11 protein-coding genes and 1 pseudogene are annotated in these 13,275 nt (G+C 72.8%); 5 read left to right on the forward strand and 7 right to left on the reverse strand.

The genetic code is table 11. The features are described from left to right. Positions 1–538: acyl-CoA dehydrogenase family protein (locus tag HYE82_RS25980; protein WP_256987682.1), on the forward strand; the 538-nt coding region annotated here is incomplete at its 5' end. Here HYE82_RS25980 and HYE82_RS25985 read toward each other — a convergent pair. The 4 genes from HYE82_RS25985 to HYE82_RS26000 are packed head-to-tail and all read right to left on the reverse strand — an operon-like array spanning position 522 to position 2,731. Continuing rightward, positions 522–929 (reverse strand): VOC family protein, encoded by a 408-nt coding sequence (locus HYE82_RS25985; protein ID WP_179176583.1) that lies wholly within the window; start codon positions 927–929, stop codon positions 522–524. The genes HYE82_RS25980 and HYE82_RS25985 overlap by 17 nt on opposite strands. Positions 930–988: 59 nt before the next feature. Further along, positions 989–1,486, reverse strand: a complete 498-nt coding sequence (locus HYE82_RS25990) for a hypothetical protein (protein ID WP_179176584.1) — start codon at positions 1,484–1,486, stop codon at positions 989–991. Continuing rightward, entirely contained in the window at positions 1,483–2,337 is an 855-nt protein-coding gene (locus HYE82_RS25995) for a class I SAM-dependent methyltransferase (RefSeq protein ID WP_179176585.1), read from the reverse strand. The genes HYE82_RS25990 and HYE82_RS25995 overlap by 4 nt, the downstream gene beginning before the upstream one ends. 58 nt (positions 2,338–2,395) lie before the next feature. Then, a complete protein-coding gene (locus HYE82_RS26000; RefSeq protein ID WP_179176586.1) occupies positions 2,396–2,731 on the reverse strand; it encodes a hypothetical protein in 336 nt (111 codons plus the stop codon). 117 nt (positions 2,732–2,848) lie between these two features. On the opposite strand from HYE82_RS26000, the gene HYE82_RS26005 reads away from it, so the two are divergent. From HYE82_RS26005 to HYE82_RS26015, 3 genes and pseudogenes are all read left to right on the forward strand, one after another. After that, positions 2,849–3,577 carry a VWA domain-containing protein gene (locus HYE82_RS26005; RefSeq protein ID WP_179176587.1) on the forward strand — a complete coding sequence of 243 codons (729 nt, stop codon included), beginning with the start codon at positions 2,849–2,851 and terminating at the stop codon, positions 3,575–3,577. A 36-nt stretch (positions 3,578–3,613) separates the two neighbouring features. Continuing rightward, positions 3,614–4,123 (forward strand): pyridoxamine 5'-phosphate oxidase family protein, encoded by a 510-nt coding sequence (locus HYE82_RS26010; protein WP_179176588.1) that lies wholly within the window; start codon positions 3,614–3,616, stop codon positions 4,121–4,123. A 97-nt stretch (positions 4,124–4,220) separates the two neighbouring features. After that, positions 4,221–4,574 (forward strand): annotated as a pseudogene (locus HYE82_RS26015) (UTRA domain-containing protein); the annotation flags it as partial. Between the two features lie 239 nt (positions 4,575–4,813). Here the strand turns inward: HYE82_RS26015 and HYE82_RS26020 are convergent. From HYE82_RS26020 to HYE82_RS26030, 3 genes are all read right to left on the reverse strand, one after another. After that, positions 4,814–6,277: a glutamate synthase subunit beta gene (locus tag HYE82_RS26020; protein WP_179176590.1), complete on the reverse strand. Its 1,464-nt coding sequence runs from the start codon at positions 6,275–6,277 to the stop codon at positions 4,814–4,816. Then, positions 6,270–10,868 (reverse strand): glutamate synthase large subunit, encoded by a 4,599-nt coding sequence (gltB, locus tag HYE82_RS26025; protein ID WP_179176591.1) that lies wholly within the window; start codon positions 10,866–10,868, stop codon positions 6,270–6,272. Before gltB ends, HYE82_RS26020 begins: the two co-directional genes overlap by 8 nt. Before the next feature lie 372 nt (positions 10,869–11,240). Then, positions 11,241–11,972 (reverse strand): VIT1/CCC1 transporter family protein, encoded by a 732-nt coding sequence (locus HYE82_RS26030; protein ID WP_179176592.1) that lies wholly within the window; start codon positions 11,970–11,972, stop codon positions 11,241–11,243. Positions 11,973–12,253: 281 nt separating this feature from the next. Between HYE82_RS26030 and HYE82_RS26035 the strand changes: the two genes are divergently transcribed. Further along, positions 12,254–13,261, forward strand: a complete 1,008-nt coding sequence (locus tag HYE82_RS26035; RefSeq protein WP_179176593.1) for an ADP-ribosylglycohydrolase family protein — start codon at positions 12,254–12,256, stop codon at positions 13,259–13,261. Positions 13,262–13,275 lie beyond the last annotated feature (14 nt).

Here is a 13,275-nt window from a genome sequence, read left to right on the forward strand (position 1 = left end):
GCTGCGGTCGGCGGACCCGGCGCGCCGGCTGTCCCTCCCGCCGGCCGGGGGCGAGCTCCTCGCCGCCGGCCCGCACGTCACGGCCGCGGCCCGGGAGGCGGCCGGCTGGGCGCGGCTGCTGACGGCGGCCCAGTGCCTCGGCGTGGGCGGGGAACTGCTGGCCCGCACGGTGGAGTACGCCCGGCAGCGCACCCAGTTCGGCATGCCGATCGGGGGCTTCCAGGCGGTCAAGCACCGGCTGGCGGACACGCTCCTGGCCCTGGAGTTCGCCCGACCGCTGCTGTGGGCGGCGGCCCTGTCCCTCGCCCCCGGCGAGGTCGCGGCGGCGAAGCTCGCGGCGGGCGAGGCGGCGTACGGGGCGGCCCTGACGGCGCTGCAGGTGCACGGCGCAGTCGGCTACACCGAGGAACTGGACCTGTCGCTGTGGCTGCGCAAGGCCCGCCCGCTGCGGGACGCCTGGGGCAGCCCCCGGGCCTGCCGGGCGGCGGTCGTGGCGGAGGCGGTCGTGGCGGAGGCGGTCGTCAGGACGGCAGGTTGAGCTGCCAGGAGACCCCGAAGCGGTCGTTGACCCAGCCGAAGCGGGCGCTGAAGCCGTAGTCGCCGACGGGCATCAACTCGGCGCCCTGCTCGGCGAGGGCCGCGTAGAGGCGGTCGAGTTCGGCCTCGGAGTCGCACCGGACGAAGAGGGAGACCGCCGGGGTGAAGCCGAACTCGTGTTTGACGTAACTGTCGATGCACATGAACCGCTGCCCGGCGAGCGAGAACGTGGCGTGCTGCACGCTGCCCTCCGGGCCGGGCCCCTCGGCGCCGTAGCGGGTGACGTCGACGACCTCGGCGTCGTCGAAAAGGGAGGTGTAGAAGGCCATGGCCTCCTCCGCCCTGCCCTCGAACATCAGGAACGTGGTGATCTTCTGGGGTGCCGAGGCCATCGTCGCGCCTGCCTTCCCGCAGCGGGTGGGAGCCTTCTGGTGCCGAGGTTAGGGCCGGGTCACAGTTCGGCGCAGGGCGGCAGCGGCTCCGGCGGCGCGCCCGCGGCCTCGTTCATCCGTACGCGCCAGCCGTCCTCGCCGCCGATGCCGTCGAGCCGGACGTGCAGGACCTTGGTCTGGCCCGTGCCGGGGAAGCGCAGTACCACCGCCTGGTGGACCTCGCCGGGTTCGCAGAAGACCGCCGTGGCCTTCCCCCCGGCCCCCTCGCGGAACTCGGTGGTCCAGCGGCGAGCCGTGCCCGCCCGCTCCTGCGGCGAGGCGTCGCTGCCGGAAAGGTCCTCCAGCCGGTCCGGGTCGCCGTCAGCGATCCGCCAGACGACCTGCTGGACGAGGCGCAGCGATCCGTCCGTCGGGTAGCCCTGCACCAGCAGCGGCTCGTGGCTGTTGAAGTCCTCCGCGTAGCGGACGTCGGCCTCGGCGGAGCCGTCGAACGGCGCGCACGCGGCCAGGCCGGCGCAGCACAGCACCGGCAGGGCGAGCAGCGGTATCCGTCTCATACGCGGGCCAGGCTGAGGGTGGTGACGTAGCGCTCCTCGACCGTACCGTCCGGGAAGAGCGGGTCGAGCAGGGCCCGTTCGGCGTCCACGAACTCCCGGGTGCGGTCGGGGCCGACGACGAGGAACGGGGAGTGGCTGGCGAGGTTGGCGAGGTGCGCTTCGAGGGGGATCCGGCGCGACCACCGCACCGCGCGGGTGGCGAACGCGAGCTCGGCGGGCAGCGCCCGGGACAGGGCCACGTCGGCGTGGAAGAAGCCGCGGATCCGGGCTTCCTGCCCGGCGATCCAGTCGACGGCGGTGTCCGGGTCGTTCCACCAGAGCGCGAGCGCGCCGCCGGGGCGGAGTACGCGCCGGGCCTCGGGGACGGCACGGACGGGGTCGGTCCAGTGCCAGGCCTGGGCGTAGGTGAGCAGGTCGAACGCGGAGCCGGCGAGCGGCAGGCGGTTGCCGTCCCCGCTGACGAGCGGGATGTGCGGGTGGGCCCGCCGGAACTCGGCGGCCATGCCTCCGCCCGGTTCGACGGCGAGGACGCGGGCTCCGCGGGTGTGCAGCAGGGCGGTGCCGACGCCGGTCCCGGCGCCGATGTCGGCCACGCGGGCCCCGCGCAGCGGGCGCCCGGCGAGTTCCTCGACGGCGTCGAAGAGCCCGCCCGGATAGCCGGGCCGGTACGCGGCGTACAGCGCGGCGGCACCGTCGAAGGCCCGGGCCCGGGAGCGCGGGTCCGGCCCGGTCCCGGCGCCGGGCTCGGCGCCGGGCTCGGCGCCGGCCTCGGGCGCGGCCGGGGAACCGGCGCCGGACTCGGGCGCGGTCGGGGACCCAGGTGCGGGCACGGGCGGGGGTGCGGGCGTCATGCGGGCATTCTGTTCGATCTCCCCGGCCCTCTGCCAGGGCGGCCCGGTCGGGCCGGCCTCAGGCGCGGCGCCGCCGCGGGCGCGGGCGCGGCCGCCGCGCGTATCGGACCACGAGGGCCGTCTGGACGACGAGCAGCACCGCGACCCCCAGCCCGGCCGCCGTCGCCCGCGGGTCCGGCAGCCCCCACGCCCGGACGGCGAGTTCGGCAACCCCCACGGCGGCGAGCGCGACCGCGAAGCGCGGGGTGAACTCGGCGTCGGTTCCGTGCAGTACGCCCGAACCGACGACGAAGACGGCCAGCAGGACCGGAATCCACGGCACCGGCTCGCGCAGCAGCAGCACGGCGCCGCACTCCACCACCAGGAGCAGCAGGTTGCGCAGCAGCATCGACATGCACACATCATGCCCGCGGCCCGCCTCACGGGCACGAGCCCCGGCACGCGTACGGGCATGCGCCCCGGCATTCGAGACCGGCACCGCGGTGCCCGCGCCCTGCCGTACCCTCGGCCCATGACGGCCAGCGCGATCGACCTCCGCAAGATCGAACAGACCGCTCCGGCCCTGGTGAGCCTCTACAAGACCGCCGGGACCGCACTGCGCGAGCACGGGCTGCAGGGCGGCCGCGCCTCCGTCTACCTGGTCCTCGACCACTCGGGGTCGATGCGCCCGTACTACCGGGACGGCACCGTGCAGGCGCTCGCGGACCGGGTGCTCGGCCTGTCGGCGCACCTGGACGACGACGGCCGCGTCCCGGTGGTGTTCTTCTCCACCGACGTCGACGCGGTCGAGGAGATACCGCTCTCCCGGCACGCCGGGCGCGTGGCCGAGATCGCCTCCCGCCTCGGCCACATGGGCAAGACCTCGTACCACGCGGCGATGGACGCGGTCATCGACCACTACCTGGACTCGGGATCGGCCGTACCCGCCCTGGTCGTCTTCCAGACCGACGGCGGCCCGGTCAGCCGGCTCGCCGCGGAGAAGTACCTGTGCAAGGCGGCCAGGCTGCCGCTCTTCTGGCAGTTCGTCGGCTTCGGCGACACCCACAGCAAGCAGTTCGACTTCCTGCGCCGCCTCGACGATCTGCCCGTGCCGTCCCGTCGGGTCGTCGACAACGCGGGCTACTTCCACGCGGGCCCCGACCCCCGCGCGATGCCGGACCGGGAGTTGTACGACCGGCTGGTCGGGGAGTTCCCGGCCTGGCTGGCGGCGGCCCGTGCGGCGGGCATCGTGCGCGCCTGACCGGCGGCCGCCGCTGCCGCGCGCTTTGATGGACGCATGACGACGAACAACTGGGCAGCGTTCGAAAAACAGGAACCGGCATTCGCGGCCACCGTCCGGGCCCGCTTCGCGCAGTACCCCCACCACGTCCTCGGCACCCTCCGCAAGGACGGCTCTCCGCGGCTGACCGGTATGAACGTCGACATCCGCGGCGGGGAGCTGTGGCTCGGCATGATGCAGGGCTCCATGAAGGCCCGCGACCTCCAGCGCGACCCGCGCTTCGCCCTGCACAGCAACCCGGGCGAGGGCGAGACCATGCCCGACGGGGACGTACGGATCTCCGGGCGGGCGATCGAGCAGGTGGACCCGCCCGAGCTGCACCGGTACGCGGAGGAGACGCAGACCCCGCACCCGTTCCACCTGTTCCACGCCGACCTGACGGAGGTCGTCCACATCGGCGTCGACGGCGACGAGCTGGTGATCCGCACCTGGACCCCGCAGCGCGGGCTCCACACCCTCCGCCGGGGCGATGACGACGAACCGCCGCGCGAGGACCCGGCGCAGTAGACGCCACGCACGGGGCGGGTGGTGCGCACCCCGACGGCGCACCACCTGCCCGTGCCGTGCCCGAGCCCCGCCCGCGGGCCGGTCAGCAGGACTCGGCGTCCGGCGGCGGCAGCGGGTCAGCGTCGACGGGGAGCCCGCCGAGCTGGTGAGTTCGTACTACCCGCCGGACATCGCCCGGGGCACGGCCCTGGGCGAGCCGCGTCGGATCCGCGGCGGCACGCCGACCCTGCTGGTCGAGCTCGGCTTCCCGCCGCGCCGCAGCGTGGACCGGGTCTCCGCCCGGGTCGCCACGCAAGAGCAGTACGCAGCGCTGCGCCTCCCCGGTGAGCTGCCGGTCCTGCGTACCCTCCGCACGGTGTACGGAGACGGTGACCGGCCCGTCGAGGTCACGGTCATGGTGAAGGCCGGGCACCTCTACGAGCTCCGGTACGAGTTCGCGCCCGAGGCCTGACACCCCGCGCGCCACGGCGCCCGCCGTCCCTGGTCGGGGAAGGTGGCGGGCGCCGTGTCGAGTCCCGTACGCCGTTGTACGGACCGTGTGAGGGGTCCTCCCGTTCAGGGAGGGGTCCTGGCCGAAGCCGGGGTTACTGCAGGGCGCCGGCGCCGAGCCGACGGCCGGAGGCCGGCGCAGCCGGACGAAGCCCGGGAGGCCGCCTGCGGCCGAGCGGTGCGAGGCCGGCGTCAGGAGGATCAGACCGCCAGCGCGCGGTCCGTCGGCTTGACCGGATACGGGAGGGTGCTGCTGCCCGTCAGGTAGCGGTCGACTCCGCGGGCCGCGGAGCGGCCCTCCGCGATGGCCCACACGATGAGGGACTGGCCCCGGCCGGCGTCGCCGGCGACGTAGACGCCGTCGACGTTGGTGGCGTAGGCGGCGTCGCGGGCGATGTTGCCGCGCTCGTCCAGCTGCAGGCCGAACTGCTCGACCAGGCCGTTGGACTTGTCGGTGCCGGTGAAGCCCATCGCGAGGGTGACCAGCTGGGCCGGGATGCGGCGCTCGGTGCCCTCCCGCTGGACGAGCTTGCCGTCGACGAATTCGACCTCGACCAGGTGCAGGGCCTGGACGTTGCCGTCCTCGTCGCCCTCGAAGTGGGTGGTGGAGACGGAGTAGACCCGCTCGCCGCCCTCCTCGTGGGCCGAGGTGACCTTGTAGAGCATGGGGAAGGTCGGCCAGGGCTGGGCGACCGGGTTCCGCTCCTCGTTGGGGCGGGGCATGATCTCCAGCTGGGTGACCGAGAGGGCGCCCTGGCGGTGGGCGGTGCCCACGCAGTCGGCGCCGGTGTCGCCGCCGCCGATGACGACGACGTGCTTGCCCTCGGCGGTGATGGGCGGGGCGACGAAGTCGCCTTCCTGGACCTTGTTGGCGAGCGGCAGGTACTCCATGGCGAAGTGGATGCCGTTCAGGTCGCGGCCGGGGACGGGCAGGTCACGGGAGACGGTGGCGCCGGCGGCGATGACGACGGCGTCGAACCGCTTGCGCAGGTCGGTGGCGGTGATGTCGCGGCCGACCTCGATGCCGGTGCGGAACTTGGTGCCCTCCGCGCGCATCTGCTCGATGCGGCGGTTGATGTGCACCTTCTCCATCTTGAACTCGGGGATGCCGTAGCGCAGCAGGCCGCCGATGCGGTCGGCGCGCTCGTACACGACGACGGTGTGGCCGGCGCGGGTGAGCTGCTGGGCGGCGGCGAGGCCGGCCGGGCCGGAGCCGATGACGGCGGCGGTCTTGCCGGAGAGGCGGTCGGGGGCCTGCGGGGCGACGCCGCCGTTGTCCCACGCCCTGTCGATGATGGAGACCTCGACGTTCTTGATGGTGACCGCCGGCTGGTTGATGCCGAGCACGCACGCCGACTCGCACGGGGCGGGGCACAGGCGGCCGGTGAACTCCGGGAAGTTGTTCGTGGCGTGCAGGCGCTCGGAGGCGGCCGCCCAGTCCTCGCGGTAGGCGTAGTCGTTCCACTCGGGAATGAGGTTCCCGAGCGGGCAGCCGTTGTGGCAGAACGGGATGCCGCAGTCCATGCAGCGTCCGGCCTGCTCACTGATGATGGGGAGCAGGGAGCCGGGGACGTAGACCTCGTTCCAGTCCTTCAGCCGCTCCTCGACGGGGCGGGAGCAGGCGGTCTGGCGGGTGGTGGTGAGGAAGCCCTTCGGGTCAGCCATGGGTCGCCGCCTCCATCATCTTCTCGGTGGTCTCGGACTCGGAGAGTCCGGCCCGCTCAGCGGCGTCCTTGGCGGCGAGCACTGCCTTGTACGTGGTCGGGATGATCTTGCTGAAGCGGGCCGCCGCGGCGTCCCAGTCAGCGAGGAGCTTCGCGGCGACGGTCGAGCCGGTCTCCTCCTCGTGGCGGCGCACCACATCGTGCAGCCACCGCTTGTCCTCGTCGGAGAGGGTCTCGACGGCCCCCGCGTTGCCGGCGTTGACCTGCCGCGGGTCGAGGTCCACGACGTACGCGACGCCGCCGGACATGCCGGCCGCGAAGTTGCGGCCGGTCCCGCCGAGGACGACGGCGGTGCCTCCGGTCATGTACTCGCAGCCGTGGTCGCCCACGCCTTCCGAGACGACCAGGGCTCCGGAGTTCCGGACGCAGAAGCGTTCGCCGGTGCGGCCGCGCAGGAACATCTCGCCGCCGGTGGCGCCGTAGCCGATGGTGTTTCCGGCGATGGTGCTGTATTCGGCGAGGTGGTCGGCGGCGCGGTCCGGGCGGACGACGATGCGGCCGCCGGAGAGGCCCTTGCCCACGTAGTCGTTGGCGTCGCCCTCCAGTCGGAGGGTGATGCCGCTCGGCAGGAAGGCGCCGAAGGACTGGCCGGCGGAGCCGGTGAAGGTGAGGTCGATGGTGTCGGCGGGCAGGCCCGCGCCGCCGAACTTCTTGGTGACCTCGTGGCCGAGCATGGTGCCGACGGTCCGGTTGATGTTGCGGATGGCGACCTGGGCGCGGACGGGCTGGGCCTCTTCGGCGGTGGCCGCGTTCAGGGCGTCGGCGGCGAGCTCGATCAGCTCGTTGTCGAGGGCCTTCTCCAAGCCGTGGTCCTGGGCGACCAGGGCGTGGCGGACGGCGCCGTCGGGCAGGTCGGGCACGTGGAAGAGCGGCTCCAGGTCGAGGCCCTGCGCCTTCCAGTGGGTGACGGCCTTGGCGGTGTCGAGCAGTTCGGCGTGGCCGACGGCCTCTGCGAGGGTGCGGAAGCCCAGCTCGGCGAGGAGTTCGCGGACCTCCTCGGCGATGAACTCGAAGAAGTTGACGACGAATTCGGGCTTGCCGGAGAAGCGGTCGCGCAGGACCGGGTTCTGGGTGGCGATGCCGACGGGGCAGGTGTCGAGGTGGCAGACGCGCATCATGACGCAGCCGGAGACGACGAGCGGGGCGGTGGCGAAGCCGAACTCCTCGGCGCCGAGCAGGGCGGCGATGACGACGTCGCGGCCGGTCTTGAGCTGGCCGTCGGTCTGGACGACGATCCGGTCGCGCAGCCCGTTGAGCAGCAGGGTCTGCTGGGTTTCGGCGAGGCCGAGCTCCCAGGGGCCGCCGGCGTGCTTGAGCGAGGTGAGCGGGGAGGCGCCGGTGCCGCCGTCGTGGCCGGAGATGAGGACGACGTCCGCGTGGGCCTTGGAGACGCCTGCCGCGACCGTGCCGACGCCGACCTCGGACACCAGCTTCACGTGGATGCGGGCGGCCGGGTTGGCGTTCTTGAGGTCGTGGATGAGCTGGGCGAGGTCCTCGATGGAGTAGATGTCGTGGTGCGGCGGCGGGGAGATGAGGCCGACGCCCGGGGTGGAGTGCCGGGTCTTGGCGACCCACGGGTAGACCTTGTGGCCGGGCAGCTGGCCGCCCTCGCCGGGCTTGGCGCCCTGGGCCATCTTGATCTGGATGTCGTCCGCGTTGACCAGGTACTCGGAGGTGACGCCGAAGCGGCCGGAGGCGACCTGCTTGATCGACGACCGGCGGGCCGGGTCGTACAGGCGGTCCGGGTCCTCGCCGCCCTCACCGGTGTTGGACTTGCCGCCCAGCTGGTTCATGGCGATGGCGAGGGTCTCGTGCGCCTCCTTGGAGATGGAGCCGTACGACATGGCGCCGGTGGAGAACCGCTTGACGATCTCGGAGACGGGCTCGACCTCGTCCACGGGGATGGCGGGGCGGTCGCTCTTGAAGGCGAAGAGGCCGCGGAGCGTCATGAGGCGCTCGGACTGCTCGTTCACCCGGTCCGTGTACTTCTTGAAGATGTCGTACCGGCGGTTGCGGGTGGCGTGCTGGAGGCGGAAGACCGTCTCCGGGTCGAACAGGTGCGGCTCTCCCTCGCGGCGCCACTGGTACTCGCCGCCGATCTCCAGCGCGCGGTGCGCGGGGGCGATCCCGGAGGCGGGGTAGGCCTTGGCGTGGCGGGCGGCGACTTCCCTGGCGATGACGTCGAGGCCGGCGCCGCCGATCTTGGTGGCGGTGCCCTGGAAGTAGGTCTCGACGAACTCCTCGTCGAGGCCGACGGCCTCGAAGACCTGGGCGCCGCGGTAGGAGGCGACGGTGGAGATGCCCATCTTGGACATGACCTTCAGGACGCCCTTGCCGAGGGCATGGATCAGGTTCCGGATGGCCTTCTCGGGCTCGATGCCCTCGATGAACGTGCCGTCGCGCAGCAGGTCCTCGACGGACTCCATGGCGAGGTACGGGTTGACGGCGGCGGCGCCGTAGCCGATGAGCAGGGCGACGTGGTGGACCTCGCGGACGTCGCCGGCCTCGACCAGCAGGCCCACCTGGGTGCGCTGCTTGGTGGCGATGAGGTGGTGGTGCACGGCGGCGGTGAGCAGCAGCGACGGGATCGGCGCGTGCTCGGCGTCGGAGTGCCGGTCCGAGAGGACGATGAGGCGGGCGCCGCCCGCGATGGCGGCGTCGGCCTCGGCGCGGATCTCGGCGATGCGGGCGGCGAGGGCGTCGGCGCCACCGGAGACCCGGTAGAGGCCCGAGAGGGTGGCGGCCTTCATGCCGGGCATGTCGCCGTCGGCGTTGATGTGGATGAGCTTGGCCAGCTCGTCGTTGTCGATCACCGGGAAGGGGAGCGTGACGCTGCGGCAGGACGCGGCGGTGGGCTCCAGCAGGTTGCCCTGCGGTCCGAGGGAGGACACGAGCGAGGTGACGAGCTCCTCGCGGATGGCGTCCAGCGGCGGGTTGGTGACCTGCGCGAAGAGCTGGGTGAAGTAGTCGAAGAGGAGCCGGGGCCGCTCGGAGAGGGCGGCGATGGGGGAGTCGGTGCCCATGGAGCCGATCGGCTCGGCGCCGGTGCGGGCCATCGGCGCGAGGATGACGCGGAGCTCTTCCTCGGTGTAGCCGAAGGTCTGCTGGCGGCGGGTGACCGAGGCGTGGGTGTGCACGACGTGCTCGCGCTCGGGCAGGTCCGTCAGCTCGATCTCGCCGGAGTCGAGCCATTCGGCGTACGGGGCGGCGGCGGCCAGCTCGGCCTTGATCTCGTCGTCCTCGATGATCCGGTTCTGGGCGGTGTCGACGAGGAACATGCGGCCGGGCTGGAGGCGGCCCTTGCGGACGACCTTGGCGGGGTCGATGTCGAGGACGCCGACCTCGGAGGAGAGCACGACGAGGCCCTCGTCGGTGACCCAGTAGCGGCCGGGGCGCAGGCCGTTGCGGTCGAGGACCGCGCCGACCTGGGTGCCGTCGGTGAAGGTGACGCAGGCCGGGCCGTCCCAGGGCTCCATCATCGTGGAGTGGTACTGGTAGAAGGCGCGGCGTGCCGGGTCCATGGAGGTGTGGTTCTCCCAGGCCTCCGGGATCATCATCAGCACGGCGTGGGGCAGGGAGCGGCCGCCGAGGTGCAGGAGCTCCAGGACCTCGTCGAAGGAGGCGGAGTCGGAGGCGTCCGGGGTGCAGATCGGGAAGATCCGGTCGAGGGCGCCCTGGCCGAAGGTGTCGGTGGCGAGCTGGGACTCGCGGGCCCGCATCCAGTTCCGGTTGCCCTTGACCGTGTTGATCTCGCCGTTGTGGGCGACGAACCGGTACGGGTGGGCGAGCGGCCAGGACGGGAAGGTGTTGGTGGAGAACCGGGAGTGGACCAGGGCGAGCGCCGAGGCGAAGCGGCGGTCGGAGAGGTCGGGGAAGAAGGGCTCCAGCTGGCCGGTGGTCAGCATGCCCTTGTAGACGATGGTGCGGGCGGACAGCGAGGGGAAATAGACGCCGGCCTCGCGTTCGGCGCGCTTGCGCAGCACGAACGCCTTGCGGTCGAGGGCGATCCCGGTGTTCTCGCCGTCGGCGACGAAGAGCTGTGAGAAGGCCGGCATGGTGGCGCGGGCGCCGTTGCCGAGCAGCTCGGGGGTGACCGGGACCTCGCGCCAGCCGAGGACGGTGAGGTTCTCCTCGGCGGCGACGGCCTCGATCTGCTCCACGGCGACGGCCCGTGCGGTGCCGTCGGCGGGGAGGAAGGCGATGCCGACGGCGTACGCGCCGGCCTCGGGGAGCTCGAATCCGGTGGCCTCGCGGAGGAAGGCGTCCGGGACCTGGCAGAGGATGCCGGCTCCGTCGCCCGAGTCCGGCTCGGAGCCGGTGGCGCCGCGGTGCTCGAGGTTCCGCAGTACGGTCAGCGCTTGCTCGACCAGCGTGTGGCCGGCCTCGCCGCTGAGGTTGGCCACAAAGCCGACGCCGCAGGCGTCGTGCTCGTTGCGCGGGTCGTACATGCCCTGTCGGGCGGGGCGACCGTCCATGGGCGACCAGGCGGTGCTGCTGGGGCCGGTCGCGGAGTGCGTGGATGCGGAACGCATCGGCTCTCCCGTCGTCGTCGTGGCATTGGTGCATGGCCGAGGGACGACGTTGGCCCTCTGCGAAATTTCGTGCAGGTTACATGATGGCTGCTATCCCGGGAAGCGGATATCGGCGTTTCAGCATGCGGACACTGCACGGGGCAGAGAAGGGGTGTTCCGGGGTCCTGCGGGCGTCCTGCGGGGTGTGTTGTGGCAGCTTGGGATGGACTGCGGCGCGTGCGGCGGCACGGCGCCGGGCGGATCCTGGCGCGAAGAAGGTGGGCATCGTTGCCCGGTGCGCCCTGCTGTGATGCCCGGCGGACACGGGATCGAAACCGCCGGGTAATCAACTACTTATGTCGTGCTCTGCATAGTGTCTCATTCGATGCGCGGTCAGCCTATGGCTGTGCCGATCCAGGTTCCCAGGATGTACGTCACACCGGCGGCCGCGCCACCCAGAAGCAGCTGCCGGAGGCCGCTGGACCACCAGGACCGCGCGGTGACCTTGGAGACGACGGCCCCGCAGGCGAAGAGTCCGGCCAGGGCGAGCAGCACCGCGGGCCACAGGGCCGTGGCGCCGAGCAGATAGGGCAGCACGGGCAGCAGCGCGCCGAGCGCGAAGGAGCCGAACGAGGACGCCGCGGCGACCAGCGGCGACGGCAGGTCGTCGGGGTCGATCCCGAGCTCCTCGCGGGCGTGGATCTCCAGGGCCTGGTCGGGGTCGCGGGACAGCTGCATGGCGACCTCGCGGGCGAGGGCCGGGGTGACGCCGCGCGAGACGTACAGCTCGGCCAGCTCCTCCATCTCGTCGACGGGGTGCCCCAGCAACTGCTGCCGTTCGACCTCGAGTTCGGCGAGGACCAGTTCACGCTGCGAGGCGACGGAGGTGTACTCGCCCGCGGCCATCGAAAAGGCGCCGGCGGCGAGACCGGCCAGCCCGGTGATGACGATGGTGTGCGGGGCGACGGCGCCGCCGGCCACGCCGGTCATCAGGGCGAGGTTGGAGACGAGCCCGTCCATGGCACCGAACACGGCCGGCCGCAGCCAGCCGCCGTTGACGTCCCGGTGGGTGTGGTTGTCCCGGTGGGCCGTGTGCAGCGGCGCTTCGGTGTCGATGATGGACATGCGGCGTATCTCCCCTTGTGTGCGTACGGGGGCACACGGGTGCCCTGGAACGCTCCGCTCCCCCTCAACACCTCGAAACTACGCACGATTTCTGTTGCCCGCCAGCAAGGAAGGCCGTACTTACCTGGGCATTTGCGGGTCGGCGACCGGGTGACGACGGTACGGGCGGGGCGTTTCGCGACAACGGGCAAACCGCATGTCATGACACAAATCCCCTAGGGGTCGCGATGGCCCCGTCCAGCCCCCTCGGATGGACCCCCTCGGATGGAGAGGCGCGCGCCATGGAGCTGACCGCCGCATGCACTCCGGGCGGCCCCTGCCCCCCGCAGGTCCTCCTCGAACGGTCCAGGGGCGCCCTCCTGGGCCTCGCGGTGGGCGACGCGCTGGGCGCCCCCGCGGAGAACACGAAGCCCTCGGAGATCCGCGCGAGATGGGGCCGGATCGAGGGCTTCGTCACCGACGACCCGTCGGGCACGGACGACACCGAGTACGCGATCTTCTCGGGGCTGCTGCTGGCCCGGCACGGGTCGGCGCTCACCGTCGCCCACGTGGAGCGTGCCTGGCACCACTGGATCGCCGACCTGGACGAGGGCCCGTTCCGCGGGGCGGGGTTCTCCGAGCGGGGCACGCTGGAGAACCTGCGGCGGGGTCTCGCGGCGCCCATCTCCGCGCAGCACCGGCACGCCTGGTCGGACGGCCTGGCGATGCGGGCGGCGCCGTTCGGGGTGTTCGCGGCGGGGCGGCCGGCGGAGGCCGCCCGGCTCGTCGCGATCGACGGCACCGTCAGCCACGACGGAGAGGGCATCTACGGCGGCCAGGCCGTCGCGGCGGGCGTCGCCGCGGCGATGGCCGGCGCCGGGCCCGCGTCGGTCGTCTCCGCCGCCCTCTCGGTCATCCCGTCCGACTCCTGGACCGCCCGCTCCCTGCGCCGGGCCGTCACCGCCGCCCCGCGCGGCGAACGGGCCGTGCGCTCCGCGGTGGTGATCGGCGGCTACCCGTGGACGGACCTGGCCCCGGAAGCCGTCGGCCTGGCCTTCGGAGCGTTCGCCGCCTGCCGGGGGGACTTCGCCGACTCGGTCCTGACCGCGGTGAACATGGGCCGCGATGCGGACACCACGGCGGCCGTGGCGGGCGCCCTCGCCGGGGCGCTGCGCGGCGTCGGCGCGATCCCGGTGACGTGGGCTTCGGCGATCGGGCCGGTGCGCGGCCGGTGCCTGCCCTCGATGCGCGGCTACCACGTCCTGGACGTCGCCGACCTCCTCACCCCGGAAACCGAGACCCCCCGGTGACCCCGCCCCAGGAC

This window comes from Streptomyces sp. BR123, assembly GCF_013401435.1.
Classification (GTDB): domain Bacteria; phylum Actinomycetota; class Actinomycetes; order Streptomycetales; family Streptomycetaceae; genus Streptomyces.

Coding starts and splice junctions, on each gene's coding strand:
- HYE82_RS26020 (WP_179176590.1), bottom strand. CDS start 6,277: ATGGCTGACCCGAAGGGCTTCCTCACCACCACCCGCCAGACCGCCTGC.
- HYE82_RS26035 (WP_179176593.1), top strand. CDS start 12,254: ATGGAGCTGACCGCCGCATGCACTCCGGGCGGCCCCTGCCCCCCGCAG.
- HYE82_RS26030 (WP_179176592.1), bottom strand. CDS start 11,972: ATGTCCATCATCGACACCGAAGCGCCGCTGCACACGGCCCACCGGGAC.
- HYE82_RS26005 (WP_179176587.1), top strand. CDS start 2,849: ATGACGGCCAGCGCGATCGACCTCCGCAAGATCGAACAGACCGCTCCG.
- HYE82_RS26010 (WP_179176588.1), top strand. CDS start 3,614: ATGACGACGAACAACTGGGCAGCGTTCGAAAAACAGGAACCGGCATTC.
- HYE82_RS26000 (WP_179176586.1), bottom strand. CDS start 2,731: ATGTCGATGCTGCTGCGCAACCTGCTGCTCCTGGTGGTGGAGTGCGGC.
- HYE82_RS25990 (WP_179176584.1), bottom strand. CDS start 1,486: ATGAGACGGATACCGCTGCTCGCCCTGCCGGTGCTGTGCTGCGCCGGC.
- HYE82_RS25985 (WP_179176583.1), bottom strand. CDS start 929: ATGGCCTCGGCACCCCAGAAGATCACCACGTTCCTGATGTTCGAGGGC.
- HYE82_RS25995 (WP_179176585.1), bottom strand. CDS start 2,337: ATGACGCCCGCACCCCCGCCCGTGCCCGCACCTGGGTCCCCGACCGCG.
- gltB (WP_179176591.1), bottom strand. CDS start 10,868: ATGCGTTCCGCATCCACGCACTCCGCGACCGGCCCCAGCAGCACCGCC.